Genomic DNA, 19,921 nt, shown 5'->3' on the forward strand with positions numbered 1-19,921 from the left:
TCGCTCAAGATGGCGCTGTCAGGAGGCTGGGGAAGTCCCGGCAAGAAGACGTTCGGCCGCCGCACGCGCTTCTTCGGTAACGGTCGCGCCGGACAGCATGCGCGCGATCTCTTCCTTGCGCGCCTTCCGGTCAATCGAAGCGATACCAGTCGACACGCGATCCGACGCGCCGGACTTGGTGATGAGATAGTGTACGCCTGCTCGCGCGGCGACCTGCGGGGCATGGGTGACGGACAGCACCTGCACAGTTTGCGACAAGCGCGCGAGCCGCTGCCCGATCGCATCGGCCACCGCACCGCCCACGCCCGTGTCGATCTCGTCGAACACCAGCGTTGGCGCCGAACCGCGATCGGCCAAGGCCACCTTGAGTGCCAACAAGAAACGCGACAACTCACCGCCGGAGGCCACCTTCATGATAGGTCCAGCACGGGTACCGGGATTTGTGCGCACCCAGAACTCTATGAGGTCGTTGCCGTCCTCGCCACGCAAGCTCGGATCAGTCGACATCTCGACGATGAACTCTGCGCGCTCCAGCTTCAGCGCCGGTAGCTCCGCCATTACAGCTTTCACCAGACCAGCTGCGGCCGCCTCACGCAAAGTGCTGAGCTTGGCTGCCCGCGCATCATACACCTGCTGCGCCGCTCGGGCGTCTTCTTCCAGCGATGTGAGACGCTCGGCACCCGCATCGAGATCGGCCAGATCGGCCACCATGCCGTCGCGCAGCTTGACGAGGTCATCAACGGACACATTGTATTTTCGCCCGGCAGCACGCAGCGCGAACAACCGCTCTTCAGTCTGCTCCAGAACACGCGGATCATACTCGCTAGCCCGCAGCGCGGCTTCAACGGAGGATTGCGCTCCATCGAGCGACAATAAGGCCTCGTCCAATGACGTAATGATCTCATCCAGCAAGCCCGGCACTTCCGGCGCCTTGCGCTGCAAGCGGCGTAACAGGCTGGAAAGCTGCGGCACGGGCGAACTTGAACCGGACAACACCTCCTGCGCGTCCGAAATCTCCGAAGCGATCTTTTCCGCAGCCATCATTGCGGTACGCGTGGTGGCAAGCTCTTCTTCTTCGCCGGATTGCGGATCGAGTTCGCTCAGCTCTTTTACGGCATTGCGGAGGTAATCCCCTTCCCGCTCTGCCGCTTCCACCTTGGCGCGATGGCTAGCCAGAGCCTGCTCGGCCGTCTTCCAGGCACGCCACGCCTGTCCAACGGCAGTCGCCTCACCACCATTTCCGCCGAACGAATCGAGGATCGTACGGTGCGCCGCCGGTTCCACTAGCGCGCGTTCGTCATGCTGTCCGTGAATTTCCACCAGCAAACGGCCGAACTGGCGCATCAAGCCGGCACTGACAGGCTGATCGTTGATGAAGCCGCGCGTTCGGCCATCCGCCGTTTGAACCCGGCGCAGGATGAGGTCTCCCCCTTCATCATCGATCGAGTTGTCGCGCAGGAATGAGCGTGCGGCATGGTTGAGCGGCACGTCGAAGCTGGCTGATACCTGGCCTTGTGTCGCGCCGTGGCGAACGAGAGCACCGTCGCCGCGCGCGCCTAAAGCCAATGAAAGCGAGTCGAGCAAGATCGACTTGCCCGCACCCGTTTCGCCGGTCAGCACGGAGAGACCGGCCGAAAGGTCGATTTCCAAACGTTCAATCAGGACGATGTCGCGGATCGAAAGATGCGTGAGCATCAGGCGTGAGGATTACGTGCCGGTAATCGCAGAGCCGATCTTGGAGAGCCAAGAGCCGGGATTGGCGCGCGGCTCAAGCCCGCCGGACTGCAGCAACGCATAGGAATCCTTGTACCACTGGCTGTCTGGGTAGTTCTGACCCAAAGCTGCAGCAGCCGACTGTGCTTCCGTCGCCAAACCCATCGCAAGATAGGTTTCGGTCAAACGTGCAAGGGCTTCCTCGACATGGCGCGTATTGCCATACACTTCGACCACGTAGCGGAAGCGCTTTGCAGCAGCGATGTATTCCCGGCGCTCAAGATAATAACGGCCGACTTGCATTTCCTTGCCGGCAAGCTGGTCGCGGGCAAAGCGGATCTTGGCTTGCGCGTCCTCGACATATTCCGAGTCGGGCCAGCGCTGCGTGACTTCTTCCATCGCTTCAATGGCGCGACGCGATTCCTTCTGGTCCTGCGTCACGTCCTTGATCTGGCGGAAGTAAGCCAGACCAACGATGTACTGCGCATACGCAGCATCTTCCGAGGACGGGTAAAGCTGAACATAGCGCTTACCCTGATTGATCGCTTCCTCATACCGACCCTGTCGGTAGTTGGTGAAAGCGCCCATCACCATCGATTTGCGAGCATATTCCGAATAAGGATGCTGCCGGTCCACGGCCTCGAACTTCTTGCTCGCCTCGTTGAGGCGGCCAGCGTTGAGGTTCGCAAGGCCTTGATTGTAAAGCTGATCGGCTGGTTCGGTTTGTTCGACATAGGTGGCCAGATCAATGTCGTCGTTGGACGCGCAAGCGCCCAGGCTCAACGGCAGAACTGCCAGTCCGCTCAGAAGCGCGATCTTACGCGCTGTCATCGTTCGAAAGGTCGAAACGGCCATCAAACACCCCTCTCCGCACTTGGCTGCATGCGGATTTCGTCGCCCCGCCATAGACCACATAGCCCATGAGGAGCAACGCTATGTTCACGCATTGGCGCAATTTTGTGGCAGCAAGCCATGTTCATGTAGCCTGCACACAGATAGGCGAGCTAATCTGCTCGACCCGAAATCAAATATTCCAAGGCGCGAAGACAGGCGCGTTCACGGCAACCATCTCGATCGACCGGCCACGCTCGCGACGCGTGGTTTCCACGATTTCGAAGGCTGAACGATCCGAAAGAAGCGCACGTAAGGCAGCGGCATTCAGCTTGTGGCCACCGCGGAACGAGTGGAACGAGCCAAGGAAGCGTGCACCGGCCAAAGCCAGATCGCCCATTGCATCAAGCATCTTGTGACGCACGAACTCGTTGGAATAACGCAAACCTTCGAGATTGATGATGCGGCCATCCTCGCCAATCACAACCGAGTTCTCCAGCGAGGAGCCCAGCGCATAACCAGCGGCCCACAAACGCTCGACATCCTTCATGAAGCCGAAAGTACGGGCACGCGAAATTTCCGTGCGGAAGAAGTCGGCTTCCAGCGGCGCGGAAAACGCCTGACGGCCGATTGCCTTATCGGCAAAATCGATCTCAACCTCGAACTTGGTGCCGGCAAACGGCCAGAACTCGGCCCAGGAAGCACCATTGGCGACGCGAACCGGCTTTAAAACGCGGATATAGCGACGCGAAACCGTTTGCTTCTCAAGACCAGCCTGCTCAAAGGCATCCACGAAAGGCGCGGCACTCCCATCAAGGATCGGCGCTTCATTGCCGTCCATCTCGATCGTTACATTGTCGATGCCCATCGCATAAAGCGCAGCCATCACATGCTCGACCGTCGCGACATGCAAACCAGCCGGATCACCCAACACTGTGCAAAGATCGGTGGAGCCGACCTCGGAGAACAACGCCCTAATTTCGCCGGTTTGCTCGCCTGATCTCGACACGACGAAAGTGATTCCCGTATCGGGATCCGCAGGATTGAAATGCATCGAGACAGGCTTGCCACCGTGCACGCCGACGCCCGACAAGGACACACGCGACTTCAGCGTTGTCTGATAATCCAGCGTTTGGGCACCCATATCTCGTCCAGTCATGCGTTCGTCCAGCAGGCCACAGGCAAAACAGCCTTAGCGGAATCGCGCCATTTGCGGCTTTGATTTGGCTGCAAGATAGAGCCCGAAGCCGCTTCAACAAAATCACCAATTCTTACCCCTTGTTACGAGGTAAGTCGCCTCGGTAAAACGTTAAGCTCTTGTAAATAAATGCTGTTTGCAAAAACGGGCGAGCGCATTGCGCCCGCCCGTTACAAGTCTCATCAGCGGTGAAGCTGGCTTAGTTCGACTGGCGGCGGAGGAAGGCCGGGATTTCCAGCTGATCCTCTTCCTGCACAGCGCGCGGCTGTGGAGCCTGGCGACCGTGATCGTCGAGCTGGCCACGGCGCGGTGCGTAGAGACCAGCGTCCTGACCGGCCGAACGCGGCTGCGGCTGCGCTTCGCGCAAACGGGGCTCGCGCGGCTGAGCTGGCTGAAGGCGGGCCGGCTCTTCTTCGCGACGCGACAAACCGGTGGTCAAGCGCTTCAAGAGGCCCATCGGGCCGCGATCTTCGCCTTCACCAGCACGGGACGCATGATCCATCTCGGCGCGAACAACCGGCGGGAAGTCTTCAACGCGCGGCATGCGGACGGCAGTCTGTGCCGGCTGCGGCTGAGGCGCCTGAGCAAGCGGAGCCTGCTGCATCGGCTGCGGTGCGGCCGGACGCATCTCTGGCTGAGCTGCCGGGAACAGCTTGCTTACCGGTCGAAAGTCGTCCGCCGGATGGGCGGCCTCCTGCTGGCGCTGAGTTTCCTGATGCATGTCGGCCATGCGCAACGCTTCGTTGACCGGATCAACGGCAGCGCGAGCTGGCTGCTGCTCAGGCGCCTGCTGCTGGGCTGGCTGCGGCTGCGGAGCCGGTGCTGCGGCCTGCGGCTTCTGCTGAGCCTGCGGCTTCATCGGCTGGCGAACGGTGATCGGCGGCGTTACGAAATCGCTGGCAGCCTTGTCGATGCCGGTAGCAACCACAGACACGCGGATGACGCCTTCCAGCTCTTCGTCGAAGGTCGCACCGAGGATGATGTTTGCATCCTGATCGACTTCTTCGCGAATACGCGTTGCTGCTTCATCGACTTCGAACAGGGTCAGGTCACGGCCACCGGTGATCGAAATCAGGAGACCGCGTGCGCCCTTCATCGAGCTTTCGTCGAGCAGCGGGTTGGCAATTGCGGCTTCGGCAGCAGCCATTGCACGGCCCTCGCCCGAAGCTTCGCCCGTGCCCATCATGGCCTTGCCCATCTCGCGCATCACCGAACGCACGTCGGCGAAGTCGAGGTTGATAAGGCCTTCCTTGACCATCAGGTCGGTGATGCAGGCAACGCCGGAATACAGCACCTGATCGGCCATGGAGAAGGCGTCGGCAAAGGTGGTCTTGTCGTTAGCGATCCGGAACAGGTTCTGGTTCGGGATGACGATCAGGGTATCGACGCACTTCTGCAACTCTTCGATACCGGTGTCGGCCGTCTTCATGCGGCGGCCGCCTTCGAAGTGGAACGGCTTGGTGACGACGCCAACCGTAAGAATGCCCTTTTCGCGAGCAGCGCGAGCGACAACCGGTGCTGCACCCGTGCCCGTGCCGCCACCCATACCGGCGGTGACGAAGCACATGTGGGTGTTCGACAGGTGATCAACGATCTCGTCGATGCACTCTTCAGCGGCGGCGCGACCAACTTCAGGCTGCGAACCCGCGCCAAGACCTTCGGTCACATTGGCGCCGAGCTGGATCAGACGCTCGGCCTTGGACATCGTCAACGCCTGCGCGTCGGTGTTGGCGACAACGAAGTCGACGCCGCGCAGACCGGCCGTGATCATGTTGTTGACGGCGTTGCCGCCGCCACCACCCACGCCGAACACCGTGATGCGCGGCTTCAGCTCGGTGATATCCGGCCGTGAAAGGTTGATGGTCATATTTGTCGTCCTTCTCGTCTTTTCCTGCCGCTTCGCCGCCGCGGCTGCCTTGAGGGCTTGCGCCCTCGCTAAACTCAAGAAACAGGGCCGAAGCCCGCGCTGAACTCTAGAAACTCTGTCGCAACCACTGACCCACGCGACCAAACCGTCCGCCTGTGCCGGTCAGCCTGTGAGAAACACCGCCCGCCACCTGGCCTACTTCGAACTCTGCCACCTGCGGGTAGATCATCAGGCCGACCGCCGCTGCGAAGGCCGGTCCTTTTGCTGCTTCGGGCAGTCCTGCCACTCCGAGAGGCCGGCCGACACGAACATTGCGCCCGAGAATGCGACGCGCAGCTTCCGCCAGGCCCTGCAGCTGTGCGCCGCCGCCGGTCAGAACCACCCGCTTGCCTGCAAGATGACCGCTGCCCGACTGGTTCAGTCGGTCGCGCACGATCTCCAGCGTTTCTTCGACACGGGCACGAATGATCCGGTTCATCGCAGCGCGCGGAACCTGCATGCCGCCATCGTCGGCTTCGCTGCCTATCGGCTGCACCGTCACGAGATCACGATCATCGCCTGCAGCCGGCATCACCGTGCCATGCATGACCTTCATGCGCTCGGCATCATCCATCGCGGTCGAAAGGCCTCGCGCAAGATCCATCGTCACATGCGCGCCCCCAATCGGGATCGAGGATGCGTAAACCATCTTGCCGGAGAAAAAGACCGACATGCTTGTCGTACCGGCACCGATGTCGATGCAAGCCGCGCCCATCTCGCCTTCGTCATCGACCAGGGCAGACAGACCGCTCGCATAAGGTGTGGCGACCATGCGCTCGACCGATAGATGCGCGCGGTTGATGCAAAGTTCGAGATTGCGAAGCGGTGCCGTATCGGCAGTCAGCACATGCATGTCGACGCCGAGAACGTCGCCCACCATACCGCGCGGATCCTGAATACCTCGCTCGGTATCGAGCAGAAAGCCGACCGGCAGCGTGTGGAGCACCTGGCGCTCGTGACGCAGTGCCTGACGGGCACCGGCTTCCAGAACGCGACGCACATCCGCTTCATCGGTCTCATGTCCACCGAGATTGACGGTCGCTGTCGCAGCATCGCTCTTGAGCCGGCCAGCCGAAACGTTGACGATCAGTGAGTCAATTGTCAGCCCAGCCATGCGCTCGGCTGCATCCACCGCAAGGCGGATCGCCTGCTCGGCGCGATCGAGATCTACGATCACGCCAGACTTCACGCCGCGCGATTTCTGGTGACCAATGCCGATAACCTGAACGCGATGCGTGCGACCGCGCAGTAACTGGCTTTCTTCGCGCGGCTTGAGCTTTGCGATGATGCAGCAAATCTTGTGCGAGCCGATGTCCAGCACGGAAACGATACCGGAGCGCTTGGCGCTGTTGTCTGAATTTCCGCCGAGCCAGCTCATATCTGTCGACCCGCTTTCTTCGCGGCCTTCTTTTCGGCTTCAAGTTGGGCCGTGCGGCGCTCAACGGCACCGGGCGTCAGTTGAACAATGAAACGCTCCGCGAAGCGCAGATCCACGGCAGCGATGTCGCGCGACAGCAAGCCCTGGCTTTGGTCCAGCGCCAGCAGTTCCTTGATGGCGCCATCCACATCGCCTTCCGGCAACTTGATCTGCACGCCATTGGCGAGATGCACGTCCCAGCGCCTGTCGGCGACGCGGACATAAGCCTTCACCTGGGAAGCGAGCGCAGGATATGCGCTCATCTCGGCCACGAAACCTGCAGCCCGCTCCGGCGCACCCGCGCCAATAACCAGCGGCAGATCGCGTGCATTGCGACCATCAAATGGAGCGATCGGCCGGCCATCGCTTTCGATCACCGTCAACTCGTCGTCATGCTGCCAGATCGCAAACGGCTTGCGCTCAACCAGAGCAACCTCGATCGCATCAGGATAGATCTTGCGCACGGTCGCGCTTTCCACCCATGGAAGCGACAGCAAACGCTCACGCGCTGCATCGGCCGAGAAACCAACGAGTGCCGTCCAGCCATTGAGCTGCAGCTGATCGAGAACGTCGAGTTCCGACGTTTGTTCGTCGCCGGTGATACGAATATCGGAGACAGCGAAGCCGGTACGCGCGGTCACTGCCTGCATGACCGCCGGCATATGGCCGCCAAGATACGCGCCATAGATTGCGGACGCACCGAGCAGGGTCAGCGTCATGCCGGCCGCAGCAAAACGCGGGATGCGCGCCTCGATATCTTCGAGACGCCCCAGCATCCGCATCGGCCGACGCAGGAAGCGTGGCACCACCATGGTCTCGGACATGCCGTCGCGGGGCGAAAAACCCTTTGAACGATCACCGGAAGCCGACTTCAACGCGAACACGACGCGTCCTCCACCATCCAACTCAAGAGTTCGCCGAACGAATGTCCCGCCTCGAGGGCGATTTCAGGCACCAGCGATGTCGGCGTCATTCCAGGTTGGGTATTAACCTCCAGCCAGATAACCTCCCCGTTTTCGGAGAACCGGTCGTCGTAGCGGAAGTCGGATCGGGATACGCCCCGACACCCCATGGCTTGATGCGCCTTGAGAGACAGTTTCTGTATAGTTTGGTAAATATTCGGTGAAAGTTTTGCCGGGATCTCATGTTTCGAGCCGCCCGGCGCGTACTTCGCATCATAATCATAGAAGCCGTGACCGGTCGGCTGGATCTCACAAACGCCGAGCGCAACGTCGCCCATCACAGCGCAGGTGAACTCGCGACCGTGAACGTAGCGCTCCACCATCACGATATCGCCATACGGCCAATCGGATGCGCTGAGACGCTGTGGCGGATGCGCCTGATCTTCCTTGACGATTACGACACCGAAGCTCGAGCCCTCTGACACCGGCTTCACGACGTAGGGCGGCTTCAGCGGATGTTTGCTGCCGATCGCATGACGATCCATCACCCGCGACTCGGCCACAGGAATACCAGCCGCCGCAGCAATGCGCTTGGCGAGCTTCTTATTCATGGCCAACGATGAAGCGAGCACGCCGGAATGGGTGTAGGGGATCTGCAGATATTCAAGGACGCCCTGGATCTTACCGTCTTCACCGTAAGGTCCATGCAGCGCATTAAAGGCGACATCGGGCCGCAACTCAGCAAGAACCGCGCCAATATTGTGACCAACGTCGACGCGAGTGACCGGATAGCCTTCAGCCTCGAGCGCATCCGCACAGGCCTTCCCGCTGGAAAGGCTGACGGGTCTCTCCGCAGAGATCCCACCCATCAGCACCGCCACATGCTTCTTTGCCATTTGCCCCTGCGCCCCTGCAGTTATTCCGATCTCACCTTTAGCGCTCGAACATGGCTTGAGCCTTGCGGGCAGAAAGCTCTACCAGCTGGAAACCCGCCGTACGGGTTGCACGACTCAAAACAGGAAACGCTTGGCACCTAGGAATCAGAGCTTGGATTCGGTGACAAGCCAGAATGTCAGGAAGTCTGAAAAACGAAGGTGGCTATGGCAGAATGGACTCAGAGCATCGCGGTTGGAAATCAGCTTGCGCCTTCACGTTTTCTGCCACCAATTCAGGCGGATATGCCGGCACAACAGGCACTCTTTCAACGACTGCATGGATGTGAGAGCTCAGGAAGGACGCTTCGATGGATGGAACCAGCTTCGAACAGGAGCAACGCGGGGTGGCGTTGGGAATGGCGGTAGCCGCCTTGGTGACAGGAGTTGCCCTGGCTGCTGCAGTCATTCTGAGCCCTGATACCATCACCCCACTTCCAGATCGCCTGAAGCTTGTTCTAACTTGCGATCTCTTCGTCGTGCTCTGGCTGGCCCTAGCGATCGGAACTGTCGCGCGCTTGCGCTTCTTCTCGGTGCAGGACATCGCCGGCAGCGCGTTTACCGAACAAAGCCAGCAAATCCGTGTCGCTTCAGCCTTCCTTCAGAACACGCTTGAACAGGTGACCCTCGCCGTTCCTGTTCATCTCGCCCTAGCGTGTCTGGTGGGAGATTATGACTATATCTTCCCAACGCTTGCAGCGCTTTTCTGCTTGGGCAGGCTGCTGTTCTGGATTGGCTACAAGCGTGGAGCGCGAGCACGCGCCTTTGGTTTTGCGCTGACCTTCTACCCAAACCTCGGCATGCTCTTCCTGGCAGTCGCCTTGGCGATCATTTCGGTACTTTGAAGCGCTGGACCTGAAACTGTCGTCGCAAGACTCAGGGCCAACTCGCCACCGGAAAGGGTCAGTTAGACGCCTCGCCAAGGAACGGCTTCACCTCTCGTCCCTCCCTGAAGCTGCCTATGCGCTTGATCTCCCATTCCAGCTTGATGCCGGATGTCGCAAACACACGAGCACGCACCGTTTCGCCAAGCGTTTCAAGATCATAAGGCGAGGCGTTGCCAGTGTTGATCATGAAGTTGCAATGCATCGGCGACATCTGCGCAGCGCCAATCATCAGCCCACGGCAACCCGCACGGTCAACTTCCTTCCAGGCTGAAGTGCCTTCAGGATTCTTGAAGGTCGAGCCGCCAGTCTTCTCACGAATGGGCTGCACCGCTTCACGATGATCGCGTACGGCGTCCATATTGGCGCGGATCGTGGCGGGATCGTTGGAATAGCCTTCGAAAACTGCCGAAGTGAAGATCAGGTCCTTCGGCGCCGAAGAATGGCGATAGGCATAGCCCATATCGGCGTTTGACAGCACAACGCGCTCACCCTCGCGGGTCAGCGCACGCACCTCGACCACGCGCTCGCGCGTTTCAAACCCGTTGGCCCCCGCATTCATACGCAAGGCGCCACCTATGCCGCCGGGAATGCCGTGGAAGAAATGGAAGCCGCCGATCGCGGCGTCATAGGCGACACCCGAGACATGCTTGTCCGGCGTCGCGGCCCCCGCTTCGATCCGTGTGTCAGATATCGCCTTGGCCGTTCCAAAGCCTTTGGCTGAAAGCCGGACAACGAAACCGGAAATACCGCCTTCGCGCACCAGCAGGTTTGAGCCGATCCCCACGACCATAACCGGGATGTCTTCCGGCACCGCCTTCAGGAAGGCAGCAAGGTCTTCTTCATCCGCGGGCTGGAAAAGCACATCAGCCGGGCCGCCGGCGCGAAACCAAGTAATCTTTTCCATAGGCGAATCTGGCGTCAGTCGGCCGCGCAGTCCGCTCAGACGGTCTGAAAATCGGGCAAGAAGATCGCTGCCTGCCGTCATGCTGCCGCCACTGCACCGCCGTTGAGCTCACCAGGAAGCGCATATGCCCACTGCGTGATGTTTCCGGCCCCAAGAAACACGACATAGTCGCCGGGCTTTGCAATCTCGCGTACCGCCGACGCAATCATCTGTGGACCTTCGATATAGCGTGCGTCGCGGTGACCGGCGGAGCGGGCCGCAACAGCAAGCGTCTCGGAATTCACGCCTTCGATCGGATCTTCACCAGCAGTGTAAACCGGCGCAAGCAGAACGGTATCGGCATCGTTGAAGCAGGAGGCGAAATCGCTGAACAGATCACGCAAGCGCGTGAAGCGATGCGGCTGAGCAATGGCAATGACCCGGCCCTTCGTCGATTCCCGCGCAGCTTTGAGTACGGCGCGAATCTCGACGGGATGGTGGCCGTAATCGTCGAACACATCGACGCCGTTCCAGCTTCCGGTATGGGTAAACCTGCGCTTCACACCGCTGAACGATGCCAATCCGCGCCGGATCGCCTCTTCACGCAAGCCGAGCTCGTAAGCCACGGCAATAGCGGCCGTCGCGTTCGACACATTGTGCCTGCCAGGCATCGGCAACCTGAGATCCTTCATCTCAACCATCGTGCCTGCCTTGCGGTCGCGGATCACGACGTCGAACACGGAAGATGCATTCTCATAGCGTTGGTTAGCAAAGCGCATATCAGCTTGCGGGTTCTCGCCATAAGTCACAACGCGGCGATCCTCGATGCGGCCAACCAGTGCCTGCACTTCCGGATGGTCGATGCACATCACACCGAAGCCATAAAACGGCACATTCTCAACGAACTGGCGGAACGCCGCGCGCACATTGTCGAAGCTGCCGTAATGATCGAGATGTTCCGGGTCGATATTGGTGACAACCGCGATTTCGGCCGGTAGCTTCAGGAAGGTGCCGTCACTTTCGTCGGCCTCGACCACCATCCACTCGCCCTCGCCCATGCGAGCATTGGTGCCGAGCGCGTTGATGATACCACCATTGATGACGGTCGGATCGAGCCCGCCAGCTTCCAGCAGGGACGCGACCATGGAGGTCGTCGTGGTTTTGCCATGCGTGCCGCCGATCGCGACAGCCTGTCGAAAGCGCATCAGTTCGGCCAGCATCTCGGCACGGCGCACGATCGGCAGCAGCTTTTCGCGCGCGGCAATCAGCTCAGGATTGGTCTTCTTGATTGCGGTGGACACGACCACGACCTCAGCCTTGCCGAGGTTCTCTGCCTTGTGGCCGACAAAGCAGTTGATGCCCTTGTCGCGCAGACGCTGGAGATTTGCGCCTTCTGCCTGATCCGAGCCCTGCACCTCGTAGCCGAGATTCTTCAGCACCTCGGCGATGCCGCTCATGCCGATGCCACCGATCCCGATGAAATGCACGAGGCCGATTGTGGTCGACATCTTCATGGCCGCACTCCTTGTTTGAACTGTGCTGCGGTTTGGCCGGATGCAATAGCTTCTGCGAAATCAGCGAGCAAGCTCGCCGCGTTCGGCTTGCCTGCCGATCGCGCGGCGGCAGCCATACGGGCCAGCGCTTGTGGGTCCTGCATGCGGGCGGCGATCAGATCCGCAATCCGCTGCGGCGTCAGCGTAGCCTGCTGGTGCACCTCCGCGCCACCGGATCCGGCGAGTGCAGCGGCATTGGCCGCTTGATCGTGATCGAGTGCATGCGGATACGGCACCAGGATCGCTGGCCGGCCGATAACCGCGACTTCGGAGACAGTCGATGCGCCGGAGCGCGAAATCACCAGATGAGCGTCAGCGATGCGCTCGGCCATGTCGTTGAAGAACGGCGACACTTCCATCGACATACCAAGCTTATCATACTCCGCACGAACCCGCTCTTCGTCTTCGGCCCGAGCCTGCTGGACGACGCTCAAGCGCTTGCGCAAGCCGTGAGGCAGAAGCGCGACGGCAGCTGGAACGGCGTCGGAAAAGAACTGTGCACCTTGGCTGCCGCCGAAAACGAGCAGACGAAATGGATTTTCCAGGCCAGGAAGATTGAAGGGTCGAGCGGCGGCCGTGATGACGGCAGGCCGCACAGGATTTCCAGTAACGACTGTTTTTCCCGCATGTACTCCGGAGTTCTCAGGCAAAAAGCCGCCGGCAATGCCGGAAACTCGGCCGGCGAGGCCCTTGTTCGCGCGTCCCATAACGGCATTCTGCTCATGAACAAGCGTTGGGACGCCGCGACGGCTGGCGGCGTAGAGCGGCGGCAAGGTCGGATAACCACCGAAGCCGATGACCGCTTTCGGCTTCAGTTTGTTGATCAAAGCCGTTGATTGCTTGACGCCCCGCCAGATCGTCCAGAGAGCCCTGCTGAGCGCAAGCGGATTCTTGGATCCGAAGGTGGATGCCGCAACCTGATGCGTGGCAACGGCCGGAAATGTGCCGGAATAGCGTCCGGCACGGGTATCCGTGACGAGATGAACATCCCAGCCGCGCGCGCCAAGCTCGTGTGCCAGGGCTTCGGCTGGAAAAAGATGGCCGCCGGTCCCGCCGGCGGCAAGAAGAATGGTGCCCTTGAGGGCTGAACGGCCCGGCATCTTATTCCGCCGCCGCCATCGAGCGCGCGCGCGTCATCGAATAATGGATCTGCGAGCGCTTTTCAGGCCGCTTCCGGGTCAAAGCGAGGATCATGCCCATCGAGATCGCAATCGCGATTGCCGACGAACCACCATAGGAAATGAAGGGCAACGTCATGCCTTTTGCTGGCAAAAGCTGAACATTGACGCCCATGTTGATGAAGGATTGCAGACCAAGCACCGTCACGAGGCCGGTTACGGCGTAGCGCGTGAAATCGTCATGCTCCTTGAGCGCCGTATTGAGGCCGCGCAGCACGATGAACGCGAAGATACACATGATGAAGAAGCAAAGCACCATACCGAATTCTTCACCCGCAACGGAAAACACGAAGTCGGCGTGGCTGTCGGGGATTACGCGCTTGACCGTGCCCTCACCTGGTCCTTTCCCGAGCCAGCCGCCGTTGAGCAGGGCCTGCATGGCCATATCGACCTGATAGGTATCGCCTTCGCCCGTGAGGAAGCGGTCGATACGGCCGGCGACGTGCGGCAGGAGCGTGTAGGCGGCGAAAACTCCGGTGATGCCGGCAGCGCCGAGTGCGATGATCCAGAACCAGGCCATTCCGGCCACGAAGAACATCACGCCCCAGGTGGCGAGCGTCAGCATGGTTTGGCCAAAATCAGGCTGTGCAACGAGGAGAGCCACAACGAGACCGAGCAGGATCATCGCGAACAGATTGCCCGGAATATCAGGCTGGCGAGCATGTTCTGCGAACAGCCAGGCAGTGATCACCACAAAAGCAGGCTTGAGGAACTCGGATGGCTGAACAGAAAGACCAGCAAAGGAAATCCAGCGGCGCGCGCCTTTGACTTCCACGCCGACATACAAGACCGCCACCATGAGAACGATCATGATCGCCAGCAAACCAAGGGCTAAGCGCCTGATTTGCCTCGCATCAAGAAAGGAAACACCGATCATGACGATGGAGGCCGGGATCATGAAGATGATTTGGCGGGTCGCGAAATGGAAGCTATCGAGGCCGATGCGCTCGGCCACGGCGGGGCTGGCGGCGAAGGACAGGACGATGCCCAGAACCATCAGCATGACGAAGGCGGACAGAAACCAGCGGTCGATGGTCCACCACCAGTTCGAGACGGGACTGCGATCCAATCTGCTCAGCATTAGCCTACCCCTTAGACCGGCTCGATGCCGGTAAGTTCTTGAACTGCTTGGCGAAATGCCTCGCCGCGCAACTCGAAATTCTTGAACTGATCGAAGCTTGCGCATGCGGGCGAAAGCAGGACCACCGTTTCGCCATCGGCCTCGGCATCGCGGGCGGCATGGTTAACGGCTGATGATAAAGTCCCTGAAATTTCATAAGGAACCGTTTCACCGAGCGTTGCCGCGAAGGCAGGGGCGGCTTCGCCGATGAGATAGGCCTTGGTGATGCGGCCGAAGAAGGGCCTAAGTGCTTCAATTCCCCCAGCTTTTGGCAGTCCGCCGGCGATCCAGCGGATCTTGGGGAAGCTTGAAAGAGCGGGTGCGGCGGCTTCGGCGTTGGTGGCTTTGGAGTCGTTGACGAACAGCACCTGACCGCGCCGCGCGACCTGCTCCATCCGGTGAACCAGACCCGGGAAGGTGTTCAAACCATTCTGGATTTCGGCTTCGCTCAACCCGAGTTCGAGACAGGTCGCGACGGCCGCCAGCGCGTTCTGGGCGTTGTGCCGACCCCGCAGTGAACCAATGCCTTCCAGCGTGCAGATTGCGCGTTTGGCAGCGCCATTTGCCCAAAATAAATGTCCATCTTCGGCAAAAAGACCATTTGGCAGAGGCAGTCGGGCCGAAATTCGGGTCACCTTTGTGCCTGTGCGCTCTAGGCGATCAGCGATGGCGACACAGAAGCTGTCATCAACACCGATCACCGCAGAATCGCTTCCGGCGACGAGACGCGCCTTGATGTCGGCGTAGTGCTGGATGGTGCCGTGGCGGTCGAGATGATCGGGCGTGACGTTGAGGAGAATGCCGACGGTCGGGTTCAGCGACGGCGCGAGATCGATCTGGTAGGACGAGCACTCGACGACATAGTGCCGATCACTCTCAGGCGGATCGAGGGTGAGAACGGCGCGGCCGATATTGCCGCCCATCTGGGTGTCGCGACCGGCTGACTTCACGATATGGGCGATGAGAGCCGTGGTGGTGGACTTGCCGTTGGTGCCGGTTATGGCGACGAGCGGAGCATCGGGTGCGAGGCGCTTTCGCTCGCGCACGAAGATCTCGATGTCGCCGATGATCTCGACACCTGCACCGTGCGCCAAGTCGACCGTCCAGTGCGGCTTGGGATGGGTGAGCGGCACACCGGGCGACAGCACGAAGGAGGCGATGCGCGACCAGTCGATGGTGCGCAGATCGACAACGGGGATGCCGGCGGCTTCAGCCTTCGCGACGCTTTCGGGATTGTCGTCCCAGGCTTGAACAAACGCACCGCCTGCAACGAGGCTTTGTGCGGTTGCAATGCCGGAGCCGCCCAGTCCGAAGAGAGCGACCGCCTTCCCCTCAAAGGACCGAGCGGAGATCATGATGTTTACCGAAGCTTGAGGGTCGACAGGCCGATGAGGGCCAGAATGATGGCGATGATCCAGAAGCGGATCACGACCTGGCTTTCGGTCCAGCCGAGCTTTTCGAAGTGGTGGTGGATCGGCGCCATAAGGAACACGCGCTTGCCGGTCATCTTGAAGAAGCCGACCTGAATGATCACGGACAAGGCTTCCATCACGAACAGGCCGCCGATGATGGCGAGAACGATCTCGTGCTTGGTGGCAACGGCAACCGTGCCGATCAAACCGCCGAGCGCCAGCGAACCGGTGTCGCCCATGAAGATAGCGGCAGGCGGCGCGTTGAACCAAAGAAAGCCGAGGCCGGCACCCATGACGGCACCGAGCAACACGCAAAGCTCACCGGTGCCGGGCGTCCAGTGGATCTGCAGGTAGTCCGCGAAGACGGCATTACCGGCAAGATAGGAGATGATGCCGAACGAGCCTGCCGCGATCATCACCGGGCCAATGGCAAGGCCGTCGAGACCGTCGGTCAGGTTCACCGCATTACCCGCGCCCACAATCACGAAGCAGGCCACGGGAATGAAGAACAGGCCGAGGTGGAGCAGAACGTCCTTGAAGAAGGGAAAGGTCAGCGAGGAGGCGAACGGCTCCTTGCCGGCATACATTATCAGGCCGGCGGCAACCGCGGCGATCAGGAATTCGAGCACCAGACGAACCTTGCCCGACACGCCGAGATGGCTCTGCTTCGTGACCTTCATGTAGTCGTCGTAGAAGCCGATCGCGCCGAAGCCGACGGTGACGAACAACACAGCCCAGACATACAGGCTGGAAAGGTTCGCCCACAAAAGCGCCGAGCCGAGAATACCCGACATGATCATCAAGCCGCCCATCGTGGGCGTGCCGGCTTTCTTGAAGTGGGTCTGCGGGCCATCGGCACGGATCGGCTGACCGCGGCCCTGACGAATGCGCAGCGAATCGATGATGGTCGGACCGAACATGAAGACGATCAGCGCCGAGGTGATCAGCGCGCCACCCGTGCGGAAGGTGATATAACGAAAAACGTTGAAGAGTGAGAGGTCGTCAGCGAACTGGACGAGCAAAACGAACATGAATGGAGACCTCTCTGCGACGGCTTCAAGCCGTCATGTCGTCAGCTTTGGCGGACGAAAATTGTGCCAGCATTGCGTCGACGATCTTGGAAAAGCCGATGCCCTTGGATGACTTGATCATGACCACGTCGCCGGACCGGATCGCATTCAGGATGAGCGGCGTCAATTCCGTGGCGCTTTCGGCATAAACCTTGGGGAAATCGGCCGGAAGCGTTTCGGCAAGGCGGCGCATGTCGGGTCCGCCGAGGAACACGGCATCGGCGCGCGCGGCCAGAATGGGGTCGGCCAGATCGGCGTGCAGGTCGGGGCCTTGGTCGCCGAGCTCCAGCATGTCGCCGAGAACGGCGATGCGGCGACCGCCTGTACCGGGCTGCGTCGTGCCGAGCAACGACAAGGCTGCCTGCATCGATGCCGGATTGGCGTTGAAGCTCTCGTCGATCAGAACGGCGGTGCCATCATCGACGGGCAGAACGTGACGGCGGCCCCGCCCCTGCTCGGCCTGAAGGCTGGCCAGCGCGGATGCGGCCTTGTCGAGATCGGCACCGGCCAGATCGGCGGCACCCAGCACGGCAAGCACGTTCTGAACGATGTGACGACCAGGCGCGCCAACGGTCGCCACCACATCGCGGCCATTGACGGAAACGGCGATCTCGGAGCGGTCGCCGAACAGTTCGGCGTCGCGCAGACGAATATCGGCTTGCGGGTTTTCGCCGAAGCTCTTGATGTTGCCGTGACCCTTGGCGCGGGCAAGATTTGCCAGAAGGCTGAAACGCGGATCGTCGCGATTGACGAGCGCCGTGCCTTCGATCTCCAGCCCTTCGAAGATCTCAGCCTTGGCTTCGGCAATTTCATCGAGGTCGCGGAAGAAGCCGAGATGCGCGGCACCCACCATGGTGATGATTGCGATATGCGGGCGAACCATCTTCACCAGCGTGCGGATCTCGCCGGGATGGTTCATGCCGATCTCGAACACGCCGAAATCGACATCGGCCGGCATGCGCGCCAGGGTCAGCGGCACACCCCAGTGATTGTTGAACGACTTGTCGGCTGCATGCACCTTGCCGGACGGCGCCAGCACATGCCGCAGGGCTTCCTTGGTGGTGGTCTTTCCGTTGGAGCCGGTAACCGCGATGATGCGGGCATTGGTGCGGGCGCGCGCGGCCTGACCGAGCTTGCCAAGCGCTGCCAGCACATCCGGCACGACGATCTTCGGCGTCGTCAAACGGCCGAGCGCCGGCAGCTTGCCTTCCGCCACCACGAGAACGGATGCGCCGGCCTTGACGGCAGCTGTCGCAAAATCATGGCCATCGAACTGATCGCCTGAAATGGCGAAAAAAGCGTCGCCGCGCTGAAGCGTTCGGCTATCGATCGAGATGCCGGTGATCGACGACGGAAGAACACCGAAGGAGCGGCCATTCATGGCCGCCGTCATGGCATCGCCGGTCCATAATGCGCTCATGCCGCACGCTCCGCGAGCGCCGCACACGCTTCGGCGTGATCGGAAAAGGGCATTGTCTCGGTGCCGATCGTCTGGCCTTCCTCGTGCCCCTTGCCGGCGATTATCAGCGTGTCGCCGGACTGCAGCATCGCAACCGCTTCGTGGATCGCCCTGCGGCGGTCGCCGATTTCGGTGGCGCCGGGGGCGGCTTCCAGAATGGCGGCGCGGATATCGGCCGGCACTTCGGAGCGCGGATTATCGTCCGTGACGATCACCACATCGGCAAGGCGCGTCGCGATCTCGCCCATGATCGGCCGCTTGCCGCGATCCCGATCTCCGCCGCAGCCGAACACCACGACGATGCGGCCGGTGGTGAAGGGACGCACGGAGGCCAGCACGTTTTCCAGCGCGTCCGGCTTGTGGGCGTAATCGACATAAACAGGCGCGCCGTTTGCCTTCGAGCCAACGAGATCGAGACGGCCGGGCGCACCCTTCAGCTTCTCGAGTGCCGCCAGCGTCAATTCGATCGGCATGCCGGTCGCAATGGCAAGACCAGCGGACACCAAGGCATTGGCGATCTGGAAGTCACCGGCGAGCGGCAGGTCGATCTCGAAGATGCGGCCTTCCGCTTCGATCTCGGCGCGCTGGCGATAACGTTCATGCTCGACGCGCTTGAGCGTCAGAAGCGCCCCCTTGCGGCCGACGGTGAGCGTGCGCAAACCGGCATCCTGCGAAGCGGCGATCGCCTGATCCGACCAGGGATCATCGGCAAAGATCACAGCCGGCGCATCCTTTGGCAGAAGATCGCGGAACAGCCGAAGCTTGGCTGAAAGATAGTCCTCGACCGTTGGATGATAATCCATGTGGTCGCGGCCAAGATTGGTGAAGGCGGCGGCCTTGAGCTTGACGCCATCGAGCCGGCGCTGGTCGAGGCCGTGGCTGGACGCCTCCATCGCCGCATGGGTGACGCCGGCTTTGGCCAGATCGGCAAGCAGATGATGCAGCGCGATCGGGTCCGGCGTGGTCAGCGAGCCGTAATCGTTACGGCCCGGCGCAACGACGCCGGTGGTGCCGATGCTGGCAGATTGGTAGCCGCCGCGATCCCAGATCTGGCGCGTAAAGGACGCAACCGAAGTCTTGCCCGAGGTGCCGGTGACGGCAACCATCGTTTCGGGCTGGCCGCCGAAGAAGCGCGCCGCCGACAAGGACAGAGCGCCGCGCGGATCGGCGACGCGGATCACGGGAATGGAGAGATCGCCGAGCGAAGCCCCCTCGCCGGCAACGATCGCACTGGCACCCTTTTCAGCAGCATCGGCGGCAAAGCGGCCGCCATCCGTCTTGCTTCCCGACAAAGCGAAGAAGACGGTTCCCGGCGTTGCCTGGCGGGAATCTGCGGTCAGCGCGCTCACATCCACTGCGGAAACGTCCTGGCCCTTCAACGGCAGGATATCAGCAAAATCCGAGAGCTTCATCGCAGTCCCATCACTCGAGGTTGCACAGTGTCCGATGCGTTCAGCGCC

16 protein-coding genes are annotated in these 19,921 nt (G+C 61.0%); 1 reads left to right on the forward strand and 15 read right to left on the reverse strand.

Features of this window, described 5'->3' with window-relative positions:
* Positions 1 to 18: 18 nt before the first annotated feature.
* From recN to JYU29_RS09485, 7 genes are all read right to left on the reverse strand, one after another.
* Positions 19 to 1,695, reverse strand: a complete 1,677-nt coding sequence (gene recN / locus JYU29_RS09455; protein ID WP_213984560.1) for a DNA repair protein RecN — start codon at positions 1,693 to 1,695, stop codon at positions 19 to 21.
* Positions 1,696 to 1,707: 12 nt separating this feature from the next.
* Positions 1,708 to 2,544, reverse strand: a complete 837-nt coding sequence (locus JYU29_RS09460; RefSeq protein WP_250157379.1) for an outer membrane protein assembly factor BamD — start codon at positions 2,542 to 2,544, stop codon at positions 1,708 to 1,710.
* A gap of 193 nt (positions 2,545 to 2,737) precedes the next feature.
* Positions 2,738 to 3,688, reverse strand: a complete 951-nt coding sequence (gene lpxC, locus JYU29_RS09465) for a UDP-3-O-acyl-N-acetylglucosamine deacetylase (protein WP_213985015.1) — start codon at positions 3,686 to 3,688, stop codon at positions 2,738 to 2,740.
* 253 nt (positions 3,689 to 3,941) lie between these two features.
* On the reverse strand, positions 3,942 to 5,609 hold the full coding sequence (gene ftsZ / locus JYU29_RS09470; protein WP_213984562.1) for a cell division protein FtsZ: 1,668 nt from the start codon (positions 5,607 to 5,609) through the stop codon (positions 3,942 to 3,944).
* 106 nt (positions 5,610 to 5,715) lie between these two features.
* Positions 5,716 to 7,026: a cell division protein FtsA gene (ftsA, locus tag JYU29_RS09475; protein WP_213984563.1), complete on the reverse strand. Its 1,311-nt coding sequence runs from the start codon at positions 7,024 to 7,026 to the stop codon at positions 5,716 to 5,718.
* Positions 7,023 to 7,949 (reverse strand): cell division protein FtsQ/DivIB, encoded by a 927-nt coding sequence (locus JYU29_RS09480; RefSeq protein ID WP_347879874.1) that lies wholly within the window; start codon positions 7,947 to 7,949, stop codon positions 7,023 to 7,025. Before JYU29_RS09480 ends, ftsA begins: the two co-directional genes overlap by 4 nt.
* Positions 7,937 to 8,863: a D-alanine--D-alanine ligase gene (locus JYU29_RS09485; RefSeq protein ID WP_213984564.1), complete on the reverse strand. Its 927-nt coding sequence runs from the start codon at positions 8,861 to 8,863 to the stop codon at positions 7,937 to 7,939. Before JYU29_RS09485 ends, JYU29_RS09480 begins: the two co-directional genes overlap by 13 nt.
* A 347-nt stretch (positions 8,864 to 9,210) precedes the next feature.
* Here JYU29_RS09485 and JYU29_RS09490 point away from each other — a divergent pair, with 347 nt between their 5' ends.
* Positions 9,211 to 9,744 (forward strand): MAPEG family protein, encoded by a 534-nt coding sequence (locus JYU29_RS09490; protein WP_213984565.1) that lies wholly within the window; start codon positions 9,211 to 9,213, stop codon positions 9,742 to 9,744.
* 58 nt (positions 9,745 to 9,802) lie between these two features.
* Here the strand turns inward: JYU29_RS09490 and murB are convergent, their stop codons facing one another.
* From murB to JYU29_RS09530, 8 genes are read right to left on the reverse strand one after another with little or no spacing between them, the layout of a single operon-like run.
* Positions 9,803 to 10,771 (reverse strand): UDP-N-acetylmuramate dehydrogenase, encoded by a 969-nt coding sequence (gene murB / locus JYU29_RS09495; RefSeq protein WP_213984566.1) that lies wholly within the window; start codon positions 10,769 to 10,771, stop codon positions 9,803 to 9,805.
* On the reverse strand, positions 10,768 to 12,183 hold the full coding sequence (murC, locus tag JYU29_RS09500; protein WP_213984567.1) for a UDP-N-acetylmuramate--L-alanine ligase: 1,416 nt from the start codon (positions 12,181 to 12,183) through the stop codon (positions 10,768 to 10,770). Before murC ends, murB begins: the two co-directional genes overlap by 4 nt.
* The gene (murG, locus tag JYU29_RS09505) at positions 12,180 to 13,322 is read right to left on the reverse strand and encodes an undecaprenyldiphospho-muramoylpentapeptide beta-N-acetylglucosaminyltransferase (RefSeq protein ID WP_213984568.1); all 1,143 of its coding nucleotides are present in this window, start codon (positions 13,320 to 13,322) and stop codon (positions 12,180 to 12,182) included. Before murG ends, murC begins: the two co-directional genes overlap by 4 nt.
* Before the next feature lies 1 nt (position 13,323).
* A complete protein-coding gene (gene ftsW / locus JYU29_RS09510; protein ID WP_213984569.1) occupies positions 13,324 to 14,481 on the reverse strand; it encodes a putative lipid II flippase FtsW in 1,158 nt (385 codons plus the stop codon).
* A gap of 11 nt (positions 14,482 to 14,492) precedes the next feature.
* The gene (murD, locus tag JYU29_RS09515) at positions 14,493 to 15,875 is read right to left on the reverse strand and encodes a UDP-N-acetylmuramoyl-L-alanine--D-glutamate ligase (protein WP_213984570.1); all 1,383 of its coding nucleotides are present in this window, start codon (positions 15,873 to 15,875) and stop codon (positions 14,493 to 14,495) included.
* Positions 15,876 to 15,880: 5 nt separating this feature from the next.
* Positions 15,881 to 16,963, reverse strand: a complete 1,083-nt coding sequence (mraY, locus tag JYU29_RS09520; protein ID WP_213984571.1) for a phospho-N-acetylmuramoyl-pentapeptide-transferase — start codon at positions 16,961 to 16,963, stop codon at positions 15,881 to 15,883.
* A gap of 25 nt (positions 16,964 to 16,988) precedes the next feature.
* Positions 16,989 to 18,422 (reverse strand): UDP-N-acetylmuramoylalanyl-D-glutamyl-2,6-diaminopimelate--D-alanyl-D-alanine ligase, encoded by a 1,434-nt coding sequence (locus JYU29_RS09525; RefSeq protein WP_213984572.1) that lies wholly within the window; start codon positions 18,420 to 18,422, stop codon positions 16,989 to 16,991.
* Positions 18,419 to 19,873, reverse strand: coding sequence for a UDP-N-acetylmuramoyl-L-alanyl-D-glutamate--2,6-diaminopimelate ligase (locus JYU29_RS09530; protein WP_213984573.1), 1,455 nt, complete (start codon positions 19,871 to 19,873; stop codon positions 18,419 to 18,421). Before JYU29_RS09530 ends, JYU29_RS09525 begins: the two co-directional genes overlap by 4 nt.
* Positions 19,874 to 19,921 lie beyond the last annotated feature (48 nt).

This window comes from Tianweitania aestuarii (assembly GCF_018457165.1).
Lineage (GTDB): Bacteria > Pseudomonadota > Alphaproteobacteria > Rhizobiales > Rhizobiaceae > Tianweitania > Tianweitania aestuarii.